Source organism: Aporhodopirellula sallentina SM41, from assembly GCF_000346505.1.
In the GTDB taxonomy this organism is placed as follows: domain Bacteria; phylum Planctomycetota; class Planctomycetia; order Pirellulales; family Pirellulaceae; genus Rhodopirellula; species Rhodopirellula sallentina.
Genome location: NZ_ANOH01000065.1, coordinates 29,690 through 49,545, shown reverse-complemented (window position 1 = coordinate 49,545; position 19,856 = coordinate 29,690). Strand labels below are relative to the sequence as shown.

The following is a 19,856-nucleotide window of genomic DNA, read 5'->3' as shown; positions in this document are numbered from 1 at the left end:
GCCGGTGATGTTGGGAGATCGCCTACGGCATGGGTGCACGCTCGCGAGAGCGGGCTACCACGCCATAACCATGCTACCATCCCATGACCATGTTGGATTCGATCGCACGACGAGCCTGGTCGACGTCGCATCCGGTTTCCATCCGGTACAGCCGGATCGCGTTGACTTTATCGCCCGCAGATTTGCTCAGGCAGTCACGGGCGATCATGCAGGGATCGAGTGTGCGATCGGTCAGGCCGAGGGCACCCTTGCTGATGACCCACGAATCGCGAGGCCGCTTGGTCACCCGCAGGACTTCGTCCTCGGGATAGGCGTCGTCGACAACCTCTTGTGCCGAGGACTCGTCGTCGGCCCAGGTGATGATGATGTGAGCGTCGGTTTCGATTTCGAACAAAGGCATGGCGCTGTCTCAGGAAGTGGCGAGCACGAGAGGTGAAATCAGGGCGACAGGTGAGATCCGATCTGCGTGGAAATCAGGATCGAGGAGTCCACGAACGAGCCACCGGTCGGCGATTGGGAACCGAGGCTAATCCGTTCAGGGCAAATCTTGGGGACCGATGGGCACTCAACCAGAGTGTCCTGATTTTTCAGCCCCACCGTTGATTGGGAACCACGGATGTGATTTGGAACCACGGATGATTCCGCCCCACGGCTGAATCCACACTGTCGCCTGATCAGCATAGGCACCCACGTCGGTGTCGGCAAACGGGGACGCCGCGACAATTCGAAATCGCAGTGCGATATCCGTGCGGAATCGAGGTGGACGCACGGTTTTTGATTGTCGCTGAGGAACGTTCTTCCGGTAACAACCGCCGATCTATACGGCTTCGCTACCCTCGAACAGCATCAGTTCGGCTCCATCCAAGAAGCTCACCAGCGATTTCGCCCGATACGGTTGTTGCAGTTTTCGAACCGCTTTGCTCTCGATTTGGCGGACGCGTTCGCGGGTCACTTGGAAGATGCGGCCGACTTCCTCGAGAGTGTAGGTGTATCCGTCGGCGAGGCCGTAACGCAGTCGCAGGATCTCACGCTCGCGGTAGTTGAGCGTTTCCATGGCCAAATCGATTTGCCGTTTGAGAGCCTCTCGGTTGGTTTCGACGAGCGGGTCTTGGTCCCGATGGTCTTGGAGAAACTCGCCGAACGCGCTGTCCTCATGATCGCCGACCGGTTGGTCGAGCGAGAGCGGTTGGCGGCTCATCTTCAAAATCACGCGGGTGTCGTCGAGTGTCAAACCGCTGCGAGCACAGACCTCTTCCGGGGTGGGTTCGCGGCCGTGTTCCTGAACCAGATCGCGGGTGATTTGGCGGATCTTGTTCATCGTGTCGATCATGTGCACGGGCACACGGATCGTGCGGCTTTGGTCCGCAATCGCACGCGTGATCGCTTGGCGAATCCACCACGTGGCGTATGTGCTGAACTTGTAACCGCGGGCGTGTTCGAATTTATCGACCGCACGCATCAGGCCCGTGTTTCCTTCCTGGATCAGGTCCAGGAATGAAAGGCCACGGTTGCGGTATTTCTTGGCGATCGAAACAACCAAACGGAGGTTACCTGCCGACAACACACGCTTGGCGGCATCGTAGTCATCCCGCAGGCTGTCACAGCGGTCGACGCGTCGTTTCAAGGTACGAGGTGTTTCGTAGGTCAGTCGCATCAGGTATCGCAGTTCGCCACGCAGTTCCTCTTCGGTCGGCATGCCAGGCATGGCCAATCGTTCTGGTTCGGCGAGAATGCTGCGGATTTCGGTCATGCGTTCGGCACTGCGACGCAGTTTTTCGAAGATCGGCTGCAGTTTGTTGGTTCGCAGGTTCATTTCCTCGACCAACCGGACGGCTTTGTTTCGTCGAACGACGAGGTTCTTCCATGCGGCACGACGGCGACGCATCGGCTGCGACTTGTTGATCGCGATCAGGAAGTCACCACGATTCTGTGCCAACAGGTGGCCCAGGGTGCGGGTGTTGGGGACGATCCGTTTCATGATCGCCTTCTTCTCCGACGCGTTGGTCACGCTGACTTCGATCGTGCGGTCCAGTCGCAGTTGCTTGTCGCGAACCTGCTGCAGCAACTTCAAGGCGGCCTGCAGCATAAAGTCAGTCGCCATCATGCAATGGCGGTATCGGTCGCGGGTCGCTTCGATTTGGACCGCGGCGGAGATTTCCTGGTCTCGCGTGAGCAACGGGATTTGGCCCATTTGCATCAGGTACATGCGAACCGGGTCTTCGGTCGGATCGTTCGGGATTTCTTCGCGGCGGGCCAGCAGTTCGTCTTCCGACAAAATCGCGAGGTCAGCGTCGTCGGAGATCGCGTCTGCAAATTCCTGCCCCATCGTTCGGGAGCGTCGGGAGACGGAATCTTCGGCGTCGAATGCGTCATCCTGCAAACTGCGGCTGCTGAATTTTTTGCCCATCAAGCTTTCCTCGTTACCCGGTTGTTTCTCAAAGCGGTTCGAGGGAAGGAACCAAGCACGGTCAGTGCCATCAGACGATTGGGGCAAAGCATAAATCATTGCAAGCTGTTGTCACGAAAGAGGTTAGGCAAGAAGTCTCGCCTGTGGGGAGGAGGTGCATGCGGCGAAAAGTGTGGCGTCCATTCATCGTGATGTTGCGTTCGTGCAACACCTGATGGATTCCCCACACTTGGTTCAACGTCCCGTTGTTCAATGCTCTCGACGTTCCCCCCGTCTTCGCATGTAAAAAAAGTAGGTCAGGTTTCGCGGCATAGCTAGGAAAGCCTCGTTTTCAATGCGAAAAACGACACTGCTACAAGAATCTTTCGCGCCCGTCTAAACTCCGATTGTGGGTGGTCGTTACTTTGTTGGTTTGCGAATCATGTTGCGAATCGAAAAAGTGGGCGGAGGAACCTCAGCAAACCACCCTCTCAGCGACGTGCGATATGAATACGAACCCACCCAGAAACGCTCTTTTGGAGGTTTTTGGGGGGATCGACTCATACGCCGGCGCAATTCGTTTGACGCACCCGACGTTGAGAAAGTTCCCAATCCACATGACAGGAAGCACTTGCTTGCACACATACGGAACGATGGATGCAGAAGAATCCTTTACTGAACCCTTTTTCGTGATGCCACTCGGTGCGGGGGAGCGGTTCTCATGAATGCCATGAACCCTTGGGTCGAGTTTCAACCGCTCGACGATTCGATCTTTGGCGACGCCCCATCGGCGCTTCGGTCTCTCCGGGAAATCGCCTCGAGCGGAGCGTCGGAGGATCTGTTGACGCAGTTGTGGAGTTTGCTCCACGAGCACCTCGGGGCGATCGATTCTCCGGATGATGGAGTTCGATGGTTGGCCCGTTTTGTGGAGGTGTCTCGGAGCCCCACGTCGCTGCTCGCACTCTTTGAACGCGATCCGCAGGCCCTGCCCGCTCTTTTGCAGGTGCTCTCGACCAGCAATTCGATCGCGGAACTGTTGATCAGCGATCCCGAGAGCTTCGACCTGCTCCGGGCGAGCGACGGTCGGCCCACGTCGCGAGAGTTGCTCAGTGATGAGCTCGGCAGCGAGCTACGCAACATCGCTTCGATCCCGCGGGCTGCCGTCGCGATCCGGCGATACGCGGGCCGTGAGATGTTGCGAATCGCCTACGGTGAGTTTGTGCGAGGATTGCCACCCGACCGCGCCGCACGTCAAATCAGCCATCTGACCGATGCGGTTCTGTCGTCCGCGTTGGAGTTTACGATCCAACAGACCGCCGAGCGATTGCACTACCCGCAGCGAATCGATGGCACCAAACCGGAATACTCGATCGTCGCGTTGGGCAATTATGGAGGAGAGGAGATCGGGTATGACTCTCCACTCGATCTGTTGTTGCTCTGCGACCAGATCGATCGCAAGAACGAGAGTCACCTCAAATTCAACCGGCAGATTGCGTCCGGATTAATAAGCCTTCTCGGCTCCAACCGCGCACCGGTCGTGTCGATCAATTTGAGGTTCGTTCCGCAGCCCGGCGAAGACATGTCCGGTTCGGACACGCAGCGTTTGAGCGACTACACGCGTGGCAGCGAATCCGCGTCACGGCAGATCGATTTTCACGATGCCGTCACGGCGGCCGCGTACTTCGAGCGTGAGAATCAAACGTCTCATCGTCTTGCGTTCGTCAAAGCTCGTGTGGCCGCAGGAAATCGAGAACTCGGCGATCGGTTTCTCAAGCGGATCGAACCGTGGGTCTATCATCGCTTGCTCAGCCGGAGTGAAATTGCCGACATCCGCGTGCTACGTCGCAAGCTCGAAAAACGGGCCCTGTCGCCCGATACCGAGCAGGGAACACCAATCGCCGACTGTCCGGGTGGGCGACGTGATATTGAGTTGACGATTCAGTTCCTGCAGTTGCTCCATGGCGGCGAATTGCCCGAGGTGCGGGTAACGGGGACTCTCGAAGCCATCGCGGCGCTCAATCGTCATGGTTGTTTGACTCAGCAGGAGGCGTCGATCCTGTCGGAAAATCACGCGCGGTTGTGTCGTTTGGAACACCACCTCGCGGTTCTGTTTGATCATCGCGTGACCCACCTACCCGATGACGCTGACGTTCGTACCCGATTGGCGTGGCGTTTGGGCGTCCGTCTGCCCGAGGGTTCCAAGCCGGAGGTCGGGGCACTCGCCTATGGTGATCGGCCCCGGTTTGAACAGTTGCTTGCCGAAACGTTTGAGGTCAACCGCAAGATCATCAATCACTTGATGGTCCAAGACGTGGCGGCCAAGCCGGTTGTTTCGTCCGACACGAACGCTTCACCCGCCGATGCGGTCAGTGTCGCTGATCGCAGTGACGTCGACGCGGTGGAGATCGAAACCGAATTGATTCTTGACCCCGATCCCGATCTCGACGCCTACGCGGCGGTCTTGAAGGGGCACGGTTTCAAGGAGATTGAACGTGCGATCGACAATCTCTCTGCGCTGAGCCACGAAACCGTCTCGTTCTTGTCGCCGCGACGTTGTCGTCACTTCTTTGCTGGCGTCGCTCCCGCCCTGCTGCGAGAGATTGCGACGACTCCGGCACCGGATAAAACCCTCGCTCGACTCGTCGAGGTGACCGATTCGATTGGTGCCAAGGCAACTCTGTGGGAACTGCTAGGTACCAATCACGCAACCTTGTCGCTGATGATCCGGTTGTGTTCCTTGGCGCCGTATTTGACCGGGATTCTGATCGAGAATCCGGGCATGATCGATGAACTCGTCGATTCGTTGATCATGGACCGTCTGCCCAGTGCCGAGCGTCTCGACATGCAAACGATCCGCTTGTGTCAGGCGGCGGATGATCTGCAACCGATTTTGCAAACGTTCAAAGCCAGTTGCCATCTAATGATCGGTGTTCGTGACTTCCTCGGCAAAGAGACCGTGGAGACGATCGGCGGATCGTTGAGCGATACGGCGGATGCGTGTTTGCGGCGTGTGATCGAGCATGAGCAAGAAAAGCTCGCCGCGAGATTTGGTGATCCGGTTGATTCGGACGGCAATCCGGTGGAGTTGGTCGCAATCGCTCTCGGAAAATTCGGCGGGCGTGATCCCAACTATCACAGCGATCTTGATTTAACGTTTCTGTATACCGCCGAAGGGGAAACAAAACGGCGAGTCGGTGGCCCGCGGACGACTCTTTCGAACCGGCAGTTTTTCAACCAGTTGGCACAGAGTGCCGTTCGAACCATCGATTCAGAAACCGGACGGTTGTATGAGGTCGACATGCCGTTCGCTCGTGGTGCGGACGAAACCGTTTTGACTCATTCGATCCAGCAGTTTGCCAAACCGTTTCGTCACGGCGGTGCACCGCTCTGGCAGCGGGTCGCGTTGTGTCAGGCGAGGCCATGCACGGGATCCCGGGAGGCTCGAGAACTGGCCGACGAAGCGATTCGCAACGCGATCGAGCAGACCCCCTGGCGAGAGAGTCATTTTGCGGAAATGAAAGCCCTGCGACATCGCAGCGAATCAACCGCCACGCCAGGCAACCTGAAGCGTGGAGTCGGAGGGACCGTTGACGTGCAGTGCATTGTGGCGGCAGGCATCCTGAAGTCTTCGCGTGCCGGAATGCCACGGATCGCGACTGGCATCGTTCCGGCCCTCAACGAACTCGTCGATGCGGGGATTTACGATCGTGCCGACGCCGAGAAACTCATCGAAAACTACCGCTTCTTGCGTACGCTCGAGGCTAAGTTGCGATTGATCGGTACCGCGGCGCGACATGAGTTACCGCTATCCGCCGATGGTGGTGTGAACACGCTCGAGATGAAACAGTTGGCTGTGCTGTTGAATTTGGCCAGTCCCGGCGAAGTTGTTCGGCGCTGCGAGGAGACACGGAAATCGAACCGAGAGTTGTTTGATCGGTTGTTGTCCCCGTGATGAGACGCTCGCAAAACCAGAAGGCCGACGATTCGAAAATGACCGACGCGTCGCATCTTGTGCTGCGAGGCATCCGGAAAACGTACGGCGACGAGTGCGTGCTCAACGGCGTGAGTCTCGATGTTCGCGAAGGCGAGTACGTCGTGATTCTAGGGCCGAGCGGGTGTGGTAAGAGTACGTTGTTGCAAATTATCGCGGGGCTCGTTCGTGCCGATTCGGGCAGCGTGGAATTATCGTCTCGGTCGTTGGACCGAACGTCGCCCAACGATCGTGACGTGTCGATCCTTTTCCAAGATGATCGACTTTATCCGCACTGGACGCTTCGTCAGAGTTTGCAGGTTGCGTGCGATCGCTCTCCGGTGAAAGCAAAGGTTGACGGCCTGTTGGATCAAATTGCGGAGCGTTTGGGAATTGGGTTGCAACTCGATCGACGGCCGGATGAAGTCAGTGGCGGTCAATTGCGCCGCGCCGCGTTGGCGAAGGCGTTGTTGCGGCAACCGGCGGTTTGCCTACTCGATGAACCGCTGACCGCGATCGACACCATGCTGCGTGAAGAGTTGGTTTCGTTGCTGGCCGACTATCCACGGTCACGAGGTGACTCGCTGTCTCGAACCTCGATAGTGCATGTCACCCACGACGGCGATGAAGCGATGCGGTTGGCCGACCGCATCGTGGTCATGGGGCAGGGACGAGTGTTGCAATCCGATGCGCCGGAGTTGGTGTATCGGAAACCGAAAACGTTGGGAGTTGCCAAAGCACTCGGCACACCGCCGGCGAATTTCCTGCCGCTCCGATGGGTTCAGGCAACTGTTCCTGGTCAGGCCGAATCGATTGTCAACGCGGTGTCGTGCAAAGGTGACGACTCTGTTCTCGTTGTGCGTCCAGAGAGCGCGCAATGGCTGACCGCCGAGCTGGAAAGAGCAACGCCAGGCGCCGCGTTGGAATTCGAAGCTCAAATCGTGTCGTCTCGTTATGTGGGCGGACGCTACGTCATTCAGGTATCGCCATTGGCCGATGGGGGGACCCGTTTGACTTTGTTTTCGCACGGTGAAATCGCGGCAACCGGGGAGCCTGGGTTGGTGCGGATTCCTTTCTCCGAACTCGCCTGTGTGCCTGCCCAAGAGAACGCGCCGGAGGCATCCGAGTCGCGCTAACACGGTCGTGGATCTTGTTGAAGATCCTCATGCAGCAGGATCTTTCACGAGATCCACGACCCGAGAGCAGAGCTGATCGAAACTACTATTGTCGTGTCACGATCGAGATTTAGGATTCGTGGCCGTAGCGAAAGCTTTCGGTGATTCACGAGCCCTCCCGAAACTCTCGGTGAGTTTCGCTATCCTCAAATTTGGCTTTGATGTACCGCTAGTATTCCACTGCAGCGTGGCTTTCGGGTGGAATCGTAGTGGATGGCACAAGGAATCCCCTTGCGTGACTAGCGCATCAAGGACTCGTCGCCTCGTCCACTACCCGAAAATCGAGTTGACATGTAACTAGTCGTTAAAGCGACTGAGGCACAGGGTGACGTTTTGGCCGCCAAAGCCGAAGCTGTTGTTGAGGACGTTCTTCAGGTCCGCTTCTCGAGCTTCGTTGGGGACATAGTCCAGATCGCAATCCGGATCGGGAGTTTCGTAGTTGATTGTTGGCGGAAGGACACCGTCACGAAGGGCCATCAGGCAGACGATCATTTCGGTAACGCCTGCCGCAGCGATCAGGTGCCCCATCATGCTCTTGGTGCTGCTGACCGGAGTCTGTTGGGCTCGTTCGCCGAAGACTTCGCGGCATGCTTTGGTCTCGACGCGGTCGTTGACCTTGGTGCTCGTACCGTGGGCGTTGACATAGTTAATGTCCGCCGGGGTGAGGCCTGCGTCAGCGATCGCCATCCGCATTGCCGCGATCCCGCCGTGTCCGTCTGGTGGAATGTCGGTGATTCGGTAGGCATCTGCGGTCGTGCCGTAACCAGCGACTTCGCCGTAGATCGTGGCGCCCCGAGCTTTCGCGGATTCGAGTTCTTCGAGGATGACCATGGCGGCACCTTCCCCGAGCACAAAGCCGTTTCGGCCGGCATCAAAAGGTCGGCTCGCTTTGGTCGGCTCGTCGTTGCTCTCGGACAGCGCGGTGAGCAGGTTAAACCCTGTCACGCCGAACGGGTGGATCATGCTATGGGTACCACCGGCGAGCATCGCGTCGGCTTCACCGCGGCGAATGATTTCGGTGGCTTCCCCGACGGCTTGGCTGCTCGCCGCACAGGCGGTGAGGCAGTTGAAGTTCGGGCCTTGGGCGTTGAACCGCGAAGCCAAATGGGCCGCCGGCATGTTGGGTTCTTGTTCGAGTTCCTTGGCCGGATCGAGCAGGTCGATACCTGCGGCGATGAACCGTTTGGGATCGTAGTCTCCCGTGGCCAACGCCGCCGTCATCATTTTGCTGAACGTGCCAAAGTCCTGGTTGCCTTCGCCGCTGCCGAGGTACACGCCAAAGCGGACCGGATCGGTAACCGCGTCGAGCACGCCACTGTCTGTGATCGCTTGGGTGGCCGCTGCGATCGCGAATTGAGTGTGACGTCCACGGCGCACGTGTTGGTCACCGTCGTCGACGGCTTTGGTGATATCCCAATTTTTGATTTCAGCACTGATGCGGGTGGGAAAACCGGTAGCATCAAAGAGTGTTGTTGGGGCAACACCACTTTTGCCTTCTTTCAGACCGGACCAGACCGTCGTGACATCCCAACCCATGGGGTTGATCATTCCGATCCCGGTAACGACGACTCGGCGACGCGACGACATGGACGCTCAAAGATTTTTGTAGTAAGGAATCGGTTCGCCTTCGGCGGTTTTGGCCACATGGAAAAAGTTCATGAGGCGCAACATCGCGCGGAGGTCACCGGGATTGAATAGAGGCCCATCAACGAGATGCCCCTCTTCGAGAAACGCGAACATCAGGTCGACTTCGGCCTGGAGTTCGCCGTTGCAGTGGCTGGTGCCGTTGACGACTGCCCCGAGGCCTTGTGTCCGACCGAGTCGGACATGGTAGTTCAGAGTGTCGCCGGGTTTGGCGGGGGCATGATATTTCACCTTTCCGACCTTCGCCAGGACCACGCGTTTGGTGAACTGGAAATGCTCGTGAACGAGGATTCCCCCCACCTGCGCGAGGCCTTCGATGATCAGGGTCGGCGGCAAGACGGGGTACCCAAGGCTGTAGCCGTCGAGGACTTCCTCGTCGAGCGCGACGTTCTTGATCCCGCTCGCATGCGAGCCGCTGACAAATTCGGTGAAACGATCAACCCAAAACCAACGCATAAGATTAAGCGTTCACCTTGCTATCGACATAGCTGCACAGGTCACCGACGGTGAGCAGGTTGCCGAAATCTTGGACGCGTGGGTTTTCTTCGAACTTCGACAGGTCAGCCCAAGGCATGCGTGTCTTCAGTTCAGCCATCCCGTCGGAGGTGACGACACCGTCTTGGACGTATTGGCTGTTGGTCAAAATGTCTTCGGGGGAGAGTTCTTCGCGAGGAATTTGAATGTCGAATGACTTCTCGAGTTTGAAAACGATATCGAGGAAGTCGATGGACTCGGCACCGAGGTCGCCGACAAGGGTGGCATCGCGGGTGGTTTCGTCTTCATCCACTCCGAGAGCATCGACCAGTGCGGCCTGCACCTTTTCAAAAATTTCGTCTTGAGACAGCGACATCGTGCGTTCCTATTCTTGGTTTAACTAAAAAGTATTAGGGGGTCATGGTTGGCGAGGTGTTTTCCCCAGGCTGCACCAGGGCAGCGACAGGGGGGCAATCGCCGTAAAGTTGGAAAAATTGCTCGCGAGCGAGACGTTGAAGGTCGGTGTCGGTATCAAGATGCTCTGGGTCGCCACTAGAGCAGCTTTCTAAAATTAGCCGAGCCGCGACCGTCGTGCGGTCACCTTTGCGGGCGATGGCTTTTACCGTCGTCATCGCTCCGTCGGTTTTGAAGATTTCTGCCTCGATCGTGAGGGTTTCGCCCGGTGATAGGAAGTCGCCGAATTTGACGTTGCGAACCTCCCGCACCAAAACCAGGGCACTGTCAAAGTCTGGGGACATCCGAATCAGCCAGACCGCAGCCTGATGCAACGCCTCGAGCATCATCACACCGGGCATGACCGGGAAGCGTGGGAAATGGTCTTGGAGGTACTCTTCGTCCGCGGCCAACGTGCGCTCGCCAACCAGCTTTTTGCCGGGTTCGAGATGGGTAATGCGATCGAGTTGACTGTATTTCATGTGGGGAATCTTAGTGGTCCGCCCAAAACCCCTCAACCGGAGATTCCACCCAGAAATGCCCGCTTCGCAAAAATTTCCCCTTCGAAACAGCTTTGCTAACCCAATTTTGCTTTCATTTGACTCAGGCCTTGATCAAGCAAGCTGATCGCCGCATCAATGTGGGCGGTCGTGGTGATAGCCGGTGGGGGAAGGAAACGCATCCTCACCGGTGAGGCTCCACAGAGGAATCCGAGCAGGCCGAGATCGTAAAGGATGCCCATCAACAGTTTGGCCTGATCGAGCGATCCGTCTCCGGGGGTAAAGCCGATCATCATGCCCTCGCCGAACGGGCCGTGGACCAAACCCTCATGTTTGGCGGCGAGTTTGGCGAGCTGGGCGGCAAAATATTGATGGTTGGCCATGTTGGTGCCGTCCTCGCCGAAGCAGCCTTTTGATTCGAGTTGGTCGAGGGTGGCCAGACCGGTGCGGATCGAGGAACTCGACCCGGTGAACGTTTGGCTGAGAATCGGCGCGGTGGGGTGAAACTCTTTGCGATACAGCGTCGCACAAACCTGAGTGATCTTCCCGACGGTCACGATGTCAGCAAACGATTCCAGCCCATAATGTTGGAACGCAAACGGTTGGCTCGTGCGAGAGAAACTTTGGATCTCGTCGAAGATGATCGGGATGCCGGCGTCCCGTAACGGGCCGCAAAGGGCTGCGAAAAAGTCATGGCTGCCGGCATAGTAGCCGCCTTCGCCCGCGATCGGTTCGGCCCAGAAGGCGGCGTGCTTTTTCGGGTAGCGAGCGAGCAGGCGTTTCAACTCGTCGACCGCCCACCGTGTTGATTTCTCGGGAGCGTGCGGATCGAGAAACGGCACATAGTCGACCTGGATCGCCTGCGGAATCCCGTCCCGGTAACTCGGGCGATCGGTGATCGCGGCCAACGCGATCGATCGTCCCGCGAAGGCGTTGTCGAATGCGATGATTCGGTTGGCCGGTTGAGAATGATGGAAGGCCAATTTCAGGGCATTTTCGTTTGCCATTGCGCCGCTGGTCGACAGCAAACCGTGCTCGAGCGGGGCGCCCGTTTGTTTGGCCAAGGCGAGTAAGCGATTGAGCATCTGCACGCTCGGCACGTTCTGTTGCAGGTTCCCCTGCATCACGGTGTCTTCGATCGCGGCATCAATTCCGGCATCGATGATCGCCGGGTGCGAGTGGCCGCATCCGTGAACGCCGATCCCGCCAATGAAGTCCATTTTGACACTGCCGTCGGCCAACTCCACGTACGGTCCGTTGCCGACTCCCGACGCGAAATATGGCCACAACGGAGGGCCTCCGCGTGCGGCGATGTAGTCCGCGGTGATCGATTGGTAGGCGTCGCTGAGTTGTTCGTTGGCCGCCGCGACCTCGTTGATGCCACCGGTGTGTTCTTGAATCGCCTCAGCGATAAGCCGCTTTGCTTCCGCGATCCTGGGATCATTTTGCAGGGCGGCGGCATGCAACGGGGTGGCACCTGGCGAGGCAGCGGGTGCGTCAGCAGACGACGAGGCGGCGGAAGATGTCATGAAGATGGTTTCGTTCGAAGACGTTGTGTTGGCTAGAAGTGAAAAGCTGACGAGAAGTGGGGAGATGGGGATAAGGAGGAGTCAGCGAGACCGGCGGTTCGCTAGCGATGACGATTGGGGGCAGTGATACCGTGAGATTCACGCCAATCGGATCGGCGAGACATCATCCTCGTTTGATCCGAGTTTGACAATCGTTGATCTTTGGCGGTTCGGTATCTTAGGTAGTTTACGTGGCTTTTGTGTTTCCTTCCGGTTGTTTTGGTCTTATCGATCCTGCGTCGTCGATAAGCAGTACGGTAGCGAACAGCGTTCGCGCAATCCGTTTTGAACGCATGAGACCAAAACTCAATGATGGTAATCGCGATGAGACGCAAACCGAGAATGAATTCCAAGAGCCTTCCGCACCTCGCGACAATCGTTGCCGCCTGCATCGTCATTGCGGCTGGGCCAACCCAAACCAACGGCCAAGGATTTTGGGGAGAGCCTGCGTGTGGGGCCGAACCCGTCTGTGGTGCCGAGCCCGCTTGCGGTGCCGAACCGTTTTGCGGAGCCGAACCGGCATGTGGAGTGGAGTCGGCCTGCACCTGCAGTGAACCGGTTTGTGGTTGCGAGCCCGCGTGTGGTTGTGAACCGTCATGCGGCCTGGAGCCTTCCTGTGGTTTGGAACCCGCTTGCGGATGTGAGCCAGCCTGCGGGTGCGAGCCCTCGTGCGGGATGGAGGCATCGGGGTGTGGCGAGATGCTCGGGCCTGAAAAAGGGTTGTTGGCGTCTGCGAAATGGCAGAAAGCCGGTAGGCTCTTCGGTGTGTTCGACTCCGTCGCGGGCGGCATTGAAAAGATGGTCTCGCATCGCTGCAGCCTTCCGCGAGGTAGCAAGAAAGAATGCCAGTGTTCGAGTTGTTCGCACTCGATGATCTACGCAACGGAGAGCTATGGATCGCAAGAGCCGATCTTGATCTCGCCGGCTCAGGAGTCGATTCAACCGGTACCGCACGTCGAATCATCGACGCGGGGTGTTCCGACGCAGGCCGTCCCACGAACGACGATTCGGCGGACGGTTCCGGAGCCGCCAACGCTCCCACTACCGACGCGTTCGAACGATTTGGATCTGGACCGTCCGGGCCGTACGTTTGATGAGCTGAACAATCCCTTCGAAGACGATTCGGCCAGCCACATGGCACGCGGGCAGCGTGGTATTCTGCAGGCCACATTCGCCCAAGGTGAGGCGGACCGATCGCAACAGCGTGAGCAGTCACAGCAAGACGTCGACGAGTACGCGGACTACTTCCGCGAATAGGGATCAGAAAGCAAACCGTTGAATTTTGCTCAAGTTGAATTCTTCATCTTCTTATGCGTCGTCCTCGCGGTGGCTTGGACGGCGGGGGCGAACGATCGTCGAATCCGCAACGGTTTTCTACTGGCGGCGAGCTACTACTTCTATGCCTACTGGGACTACCGTTTTTGTGGCTTGCTGTTGATTTCAACTCTCGTTGATTTCTACGTCGCACGCCGGATGCACTCGTGCTCTTCGTCTCTCCGGCGAAGAGCTTGGTTGCTCGTCAGTTTGATCGTGAACCTTGGCATGTTGGGGTTCTTCAAATACTGCAACTTCTTCCTCGACACCGCACGTCCGCTCGTCGAAGCTCTCGGTGGTCATGCGGGAACGTTGAACGTGATCCTGCCGGTTGGCATTTCGTTCTTCACGTTTCAAACGCTGAGCTACACGATCGACGTCTATCGCGGTCGTCTGCGTCCTTCGCCGAGTCTTCTCGACTTTGCGCTCTACGTGGCGTTCTTTCCTCAGTTGGTTGCCGGGCCGATTGTTCGTGCGGCGAATTTGCTGCCGCAGCTTGTCGAGGTCCCCGGGTTTCGGCGGCGACGAATGTACGGAGGTTTCCAGCAGTTCTTGCGCGGTGCGGTGAAGAAGATTTTGATCGCGGACCGGTTGGCCGAAACGGTCGACGTGGTTTTTGCGGGACCGGATCTTTATAGCAGCCTGACCGTGTGGATCGCTGTGGTCGCGTATGCTGGTCAGATCTACTACGACTTTTCCGGATACAGCGACATGGCGATCGGAATCGCCAAGATGCTCGGCTATCGCTTCCCGGTCAACTTTCGACATCCCTATCTCGCAACGTCGATGTCGGATTTCTGGCGGAGGTGGCACATCACGCTTTCGAAATGGCTGCGTGATTATCTCTACATCCCGCTGGGAGGTTCACGCGTTTCGTCGCTGGCTACACAGCGGAATCTAATGATCACGATGACACTTGGCGGGCTATGGCATGGCGCGGCGGTGACGTATGTGTTGTGGGGAATCTGGCACGGGATGGCTCTCGTGGCCGAGAGACAATGGCGATTCCTTTCGGGCCTGCCAACTCTGCTGCGTTGGTTGTTTGTGATGACAGTGGTGTTGATGGGCTGGGTGTTGTTTCGCAGCCCGGATTGGACGACCGCGGCGCATGTCTATCAAAAGTTATGGATGCCATGGCAAGACGCGGCATCGGGGGAAATGATTCGCATTCTTTGGTTGCCTCCACTGACGTTGTTGATGATCGCGATCATGGCGTTTGATCATGTTGTTTGGACAACGCGTTTTCGCCGTTGCATGCGTTTGCCGCCCGGCGCGTGGTACAGCTCAGTGGCCACTGCAATCTTGATTTGGAGTTTGTTGTTGTACGCGCCCCGTGGTTTCCGCCCGTTCGTGTACTTTCAGTTCTAGAACCCGTCCACGGTGTGTCATTGTCTATCGAATGTCGTTAAGTTGGCGTCTTTAGTACATGGATTTGCCTTGTCGAGATGGATGGTTTGAAATGCCGAGTCGTTTGTTTCTGTGGTCGCTGACCTCTGCGTTAGCGGGATTCTTGTTCGGCTTCGATACGGTTGTAATCTCGGGGGCCGAGAAAACGATTCAGTCGCTGTGGTCACTCGGCCATGCACAGCACGGGCTCGCCATGAGTATGGCGTTGTGGGGAACCGTCCTCGGGTCGCTGGTGGGCGGATGGCCGACGGACCGTTTCGGCCGCAAAGCAACGCTGCTTTGGATCGGCATCTTGTATCTCGTTTCGGCGATCTGGTCCGCGATCGCGACGGACGTCTATTCGTTCATGATCGCGAGGTTTATCGGTGGCGTCGGAGTTGGTATCTCGACGGTCGCCGCACCGCTTTATATCTCCGAAATCTCGCCACCGGCGCGGCGTGGCCGGCTCGCGGGAATGTTTCAACTCAACATCGTCTTTGGAATCCTCGTTGCGTTTGCTTCCAACGCATTGCTCGCAGGCATCGGGGACAACGCGTGGCGTTGGATGCTCGGCGTTGAAGCGATCCCGGCGTTGATTTATTCGTTGATGTGTTTGCGCCTGCCTGAAAGTCCCCGGTGGCTGATTTCACGTGGAGGCGACGAAACGGAGGCGGTGCGTGTGATTCGAACCGCTAACCCGGAACTGGCCGACGAGGAAGTCGATCTCTTGGTCGATCGCATCAAGACTTCGGCAAATCAAAAATCCGCTTCGGAACCATTTTGGACGATGCGTTTGCGGGTGCCGATCTTGCTCGCGTTCTTGGTTGCTTTCTTCAATCAGCTTTCGGGCATCAACGCGATTCTGTACTTCGCACCACGCATCTTTGAGATGACCGGGTTGGGGCAGCAGGCAGCATTGATTCAGTCGATCGGTATCGGTGTGGTGAACTTACTGTTTACTTTTCTCGGGTTGTATCTCATTGACCGACTTGGTCGACGAACGCTGTTGTACATCGGGTCGGTGGGCTACATCGCGTCGTTAGGGTTGTGTGCGTGGGTGTTCTTTACGTTCGCCCCGCAGTTCCAAGTGGCGAACTCTGCCATTGCGGTCAAGGGAGCGATCGCGGCGTATGAGAAAGCCGACACGTTGCCGGTTAAGAATGAAGTCGACATGGCGAAATTTCAATCGAACATTGAAGCCGCCAAGTCGACGCTCGTCTCGGCATCCCAATCACCCGAGTTCGAAGGTGACGCGGTCGAATTCGGCGCGTCGGGGAGTGTCGAAGAGACCATCGCGATTGCCGACAAAGCGATGTCGCAGGCCAGTGAGGAATCTGGCTTCGGAGGTACGTTGGTGATGCTTGGCATCTTTGCCTTCATCGCTGCACACGCGGTCGGCCAGGGGGCGGTGATTTGGGTGTTGATCTCAGAAGTCTTTCCCAACCGACACCGGGCTGCCGGGCAATCACTCGGCAGTTTCACTCACTGGATTTTTGCCGCATTGCTGACCACGGTCTTCCCCTGGTTCATTGCTAACTTTTCACCTTCGTTCGTCTTCAGTTTCTTCTGTTTCATGATGGTCTTGCAACTGATTTGGGTTGCCACCATGGTTCCGGAAACCAAAGGCGTGCCGTTGGAAGAAATGGAGGCCAAGTTGGGAATCCGAGCGGCCGAAGGATGATCTCCGTTGAGACGCTCAGTTGTCAATTTGGTCAGTCATGACAAATTCTGGCCAGGGGACATCGCTCTGTTTTCCTTGCGGAGTCAACATCGCTTGGTAGACGCGATAGTCGATTGAGTCTCGGATGAACCGAACCGCACCACTTGCCATGACCGCATTCACGCCGTCATTGTGAGCCGAAGACGGCCGGGCGAGGTCACGAGCGTCTTGCATGTTCGAGACGACCTTGACGAAGCGATCCTGTGAGGTGCTGTCTGACCCTGTTCCGCCACCGTTGATGCGGTGAAGCGAGTGAACCACGATCGGTGCTTCACCGACGCTGGAATTCCACGTGGGGCTTGCCGCAGCGCTCGCGGCGATGTCTTCGTAGTGCCAAACAACCCCGTGAACGTATCGAGCCGCTTCGACCTTTGCGGTCGTGTTGGCATCGAAGGTAACATCGTACGGTGTGGGAAGCGTGGCCGATTTCAGATCGGCGCCGTGGATCAGTCCGGCGCGGTGCCAGGGAAACGCCTGCACGTTTTCTGTGTAAAGCAACGTATTCCCCGCTCCGTCTTTCATGTCTTCGATTCGAACCTTCGGGCCTTGCGACGTTCTGGTTCCTTTGCCGTTGGATGCGTTGACGCTCGCGATGTTGTACTTGGAATTGCCAATCCCGTTGGCTCGTGCTTGGGACGTGCTGAAGCTCACGCCTGTGATGCTGGATCCATCACGACGAAGGTGACACATACCATTGTTGGAGACGTAGCAGTTTTTACCGCGGTTCCCTGAAACGACCGGATTGCTCGGGCACTGGAAAATCGCCAAGTTCGGAGCCGCGTAGGGATGGAAGCCGTTGCCTTCGAATTCGCCGCTCGTTGCGTCGGAGCTGTCCGAAAGGATGGGATAGCGATCCTCGGTCCAACGCTCATACGTTGGCAAGGCTTCGACGTAAGGCAGCAAGGCCACGGCCCATGTGCCGACCTTGCGATGCGACGCAACAGTGGCGCCGACTTCGCTCGACGGATCAACGCCGCCAGCGAAGAATCCGAAGTCTTGAACGTATCCGGGAAGTTGACCTTTGGAAGTGTCGTGAAGCGTTCCTGCGAGTCCGAGTTGCCGGAGGTTGTTGGCGCATTCCATTCGACGGGCGCGTTCCCGAGCCGCTTGGACTCCTGCGGTTGTGAGAGCCATCAAAACTCCGATGATCGAAATCACCACCAAAAGTTCGACCAAAGTGAATGCGGTTCGTCGACGTTTCATCGGAATGTCCTCACGACAGAGAAGGAGGTAGAGAGAAGAGGAACCGACGCGTCCGACGTCGTTGGTTCCTGCCTCGATTAGATCACCCCGAGGAGACGCCCGCAAATTTTTCAGTTTTTGCGGGCGTCTGGAGGTGAAAGCCGTTGGTGAGGTATGGCCGAGAGAGGGACTGCGGTCTGATCAGACCCGGCAGGCTTCCATTTCGCCAGACTGATTGGGGTCGGCGCTGGCAACGAGAATTTCGCCCGCGTCCGCGGAGGCTTCCGCTGCCGCAGCGAGGCTCAGGTCTACAGCGTTGATCTCGAGTTGTTCAGCCGAGCGCAAACGCCCCGCCAACCATAAACTCAATACCGAGAACGCCGCCGCGATCATGCCCGCAGTCTCAAAGTGCAGCAGACGGCCGTCGCTCGACTGAACGACGATCAACCCGCCGAGGTAAGATGCCGCGCCGCCGGCGATGTGCTGGATCGATGAGTTCGCGCTCAAAAAGGCACCACGATTCTTGGGCAGCACACTGCCGGTCACCATGGCCATCGCGGGGATCATGCGTCCGACGTTGCAAACCATCAACGTTCCGAATGTTGCGATCGTCAACAGGATTGCACCGGCCGGCAATTGCGTGATCACCAAGAGCATGACTACCGATATCGGAGCGATGCAGCGGAAGACCAGCAGTTTGCCATAGCGGTCAGCAAACCGACCGACAATCGGCGATGCCACTAGCGTCAAGGCACCGCCGGCAATGTACACCAATGGGAGTTGCTGCTCGGTCATGCCAACGTTGTCGACAAAGTAAACACTCAAGAATGGGAACACAAAAAAGCCGCTCATCGTTAACGCGATGATCAGGAAGAATGCGTTCAAGTGATTCATGTGAAAGAACGTCGTGCGCAGCGACGTTAGAGTCGAAGGCCGATTCTCGTCCGAGTGCCCATTGAGTGTAGGCAACGCGAACCATGCCATCGCGAGCACGGGAAGACCCAACAACGCGAGGGCGATGAAGCTCATTTGCCATCCGAAGTTCGTTCCGACCAACAGACCCATCGGGACGCCCGCAACGGAAGCAATGGCGAAGCCGGTCATCATTACGCCGGTCGCGCGGCCTCGACGGCTATCGGGAAATACATCGCCGATGATCGCCATCGAAATACCACCAACGATCCCGCCGAATGCCCCCGCGATCACACGCGAGACGACGAGAGCGAAGTAGTTCAACGACAGTCCGCAGAATAACGTGCCAAGCAAGAAACCGCTGTACAGGAACAAAAATGCGGTTCTTCTCGAAAATCGGTCGACCGTCGCTGATGCGATGAGGCCCGCAATGCCAGCGGCAAAGGTGTACGACGAGACGATCAGGCCGAACGCAGGCGGGCCGATCTCGAGCGTTCGCATCAATTGCGGGCCGAGCGGCATCACGATCATGAAGTCAACGATCGTGATGAACTGAACGGCGGCCAAGATGAACAGGATCAAAGGTTCATTGAGGGGAGAGCTTGCCGGTTGATCGCTTCGTTGTTGCGTCATCGTGATCGCTGGGCCTCGGTCTGGCCGCGTTCCTTCGTATGTGGGGGTCGTGCAGTTTTATTTCACCCTCCCTTTTGGAAGGGGCGGACCGCTTCGGGCCGGGGAGAGTTATGCGCTGGATTCGATGCTGAGCCCTCCCCACGCTTCGCTCGATCCTCCCAAGGAAGGGTGATGATAAATGCCTGGCAATACAGCACTCAAAAACTGCATGGCCTTTGTGGGGTAGAGGGATGAACATCCTTTTGACTCATGCCAGACAGTCTAGCTCTCGGGGAAGTTCGGCAACGCAAGAAGAAAGTTCGCGTTGTTGATGACAGAGTGGGCAAGCAAGAGTGTTCGGTAGTGAACACGTCGCGAGATTGCCTACACTGATTCTTTGCAAGACGATCGATGTGACGATAGGCCTGTTGGGCTACGAGTCAATAGCGGACCGTTGTTGCCGTCTAGCGGGCTGTTGGTCGCCGTCTAGCTGGGCATTAATCGCTGTCTAACGGGGCCGGCATCGCATTCGCTGAATGCGGCTGCCTGTGGACGCCCAT

The 19,856-nt window shown here is 57.4% G+C and carries 14 protein-coding genes; 5 read left to right on the top strand and 9 right to left on the bottom strand.

The window, feature by feature from the left end; translation table 11 throughout:
* Positions 1-73: 73 nt before the first annotated feature.
* Both RSSM_RS03525 and RSSM_RS03515 read right to left on the bottom strand, forming a co-directional pair.
* A complete protein-coding gene (locus RSSM_RS03525; RefSeq protein ID WP_008674551.1) occupies positions 74-400 on the bottom strand; it encodes a DUF6793 family protein in 327 nt (108 codons plus the stop codon).
* Positions 401-817: 417 nt separating this feature from the next.
* Positions 818-2,506: a sigma-70 family RNA polymerase sigma factor gene (locus tag RSSM_RS03515; protein WP_044300884.1), complete on the bottom strand. Its 1,689-nt coding sequence runs from the start codon at positions 2,504-2,506 to the stop codon at positions 818-820.
* A gap of 601 nt (positions 2,507-3,107) precedes the next feature.
* On the opposite strand from RSSM_RS03515, the gene RSSM_RS03505 reads away from it, so the two are divergent.
* Together RSSM_RS03505 and RSSM_RS03500 are read left to right on the top strand one after the other, a co-directional pair.
* Entirely contained in the window at positions 3,108-6,338 is a 3,231-nt protein-coding gene (locus tag RSSM_RS03505; protein ID WP_008674544.1) for a [protein-PII] uridylyltransferase family protein, read from the top strand.
* A gap of 38 nt (positions 6,339-6,376) precedes the next feature.
* Positions 6,377-7,492 (top strand): ABC transporter ATP-binding protein, encoded by a 1,116-nt coding sequence (locus RSSM_RS03500; protein ID WP_044300907.1) that lies wholly within the window; start codon positions 6,377-6,379, stop codon positions 7,490-7,492.
* Positions 7,493-7,828: 336 nt separating this feature from the next.
* On the opposite strand, the gene RSSM_RS03495 is transcribed toward RSSM_RS03500, so the two are convergent.
* The 5 genes from RSSM_RS03495 to RSSM_RS03475 form a co-directional block, all read right to left on the bottom strand.
* Positions 7,829-9,118 (bottom strand): beta-ketoacyl-[acyl-carrier-protein] synthase family protein, encoded by a 1,290-nt coding sequence (locus RSSM_RS03495; RefSeq protein WP_008674540.1) that lies wholly within the window; start codon positions 9,116-9,118, stop codon positions 7,829-7,831.
* A 6-nt stretch (positions 9,119-9,124) separates the two neighbouring features.
* On the bottom strand, positions 9,125-9,631 hold the full coding sequence (locus tag RSSM_RS03490) for a 3-hydroxyacyl-ACP dehydratase FabZ family protein (protein ID WP_008674538.1): 507 nt from the start codon (positions 9,629-9,631) through the stop codon (positions 9,125-9,127).
* Positions 9,632-9,635: 4 nt separating this feature from the next.
* Complete coding sequence (locus RSSM_RS03485; RefSeq protein WP_008674536.1) at positions 9,636-10,025, bottom strand: acyl carrier protein; 390 nt, start codon at positions 10,023-10,025, stop codon at positions 9,636-9,638.
* 34 nt (positions 10,026-10,059) lie between these two features.
* Positions 10,060-10,584 carry a 3-hydroxyacyl-ACP dehydratase FabZ family protein gene (locus RSSM_RS03480; RefSeq protein ID WP_008674533.1) on the bottom strand — a complete coding sequence of 175 codons (525 nt, stop codon included), beginning with the start codon at positions 10,582-10,584 and terminating at the stop codon, positions 10,060-10,062.
* Positions 10,585-10,679: 95 nt separating this feature from the next.
* Positions 10,680-12,131, bottom strand: a complete 1,452-nt coding sequence (locus tag RSSM_RS03475) for an aminotransferase class III-fold pyridoxal phosphate-dependent enzyme (protein ID WP_008674531.1) — start codon at positions 12,129-12,131, stop codon at positions 10,680-10,682.
* Between the two features lie 381 nt (positions 12,132-12,512).
* Between RSSM_RS03475 and RSSM_RS34475 the strand changes: the two genes are divergently transcribed.
* The 3 genes from RSSM_RS34475 to RSSM_RS03455 all read left to right on the top strand — a co-directional run bounded on the left by RSSM_RS34475 (position 12,513) and on the right by RSSM_RS03455 (position 16,551).
* On the top strand, positions 12,513-13,427 hold the full coding sequence (locus RSSM_RS34475) for a hypothetical protein (protein ID WP_236620911.1): 915 nt from the start codon (positions 12,513-12,515) through the stop codon (positions 13,425-13,427).
* Between the two features lie 18 nt (positions 13,428-13,445).
* On the top strand, positions 13,446-14,852 hold the full coding sequence (locus RSSM_RS03460; RefSeq protein WP_008674528.1) for an MBOAT family O-acyltransferase: 1,407 nt from the start codon (positions 13,446-13,448) through the stop codon (positions 14,850-14,852).
* Positions 14,853-14,943: 91 nt separating this feature from the next.
* Positions 14,944-16,551, top strand: a complete 1,608-nt coding sequence (locus RSSM_RS03455; RefSeq protein ID WP_044300897.1) for a sugar porter family MFS transporter — start codon at positions 14,944-14,946, stop codon at positions 16,549-16,551.
* A gap of 15 nt (positions 16,552-16,566) precedes the next feature.
* Here RSSM_RS03455 and RSSM_RS03450 read toward each other — a convergent pair whose 3' ends face one another.
* Both RSSM_RS03450 and RSSM_RS03445 read right to left on the bottom strand, forming a co-directional pair.
* Entirely contained in the window at positions 16,567-17,793 is a 1,227-nt protein-coding gene (locus RSSM_RS03450; RefSeq protein WP_008674525.1) for a DUF1559 family PulG-like putative transporter, read from the bottom strand.
* A 180-nt stretch (positions 17,794-17,973) separates the two neighbouring features.
* Positions 17,974-19,317 carry an MFS transporter gene (locus tag RSSM_RS03445; protein WP_008674524.1) on the bottom strand — a complete coding sequence of 448 codons (1,344 nt, stop codon included), beginning with the start codon at positions 19,315-19,317 and terminating at the stop codon, positions 17,974-17,976.
* Positions 19,318-19,856: the final 539 nt, after the last annotated feature.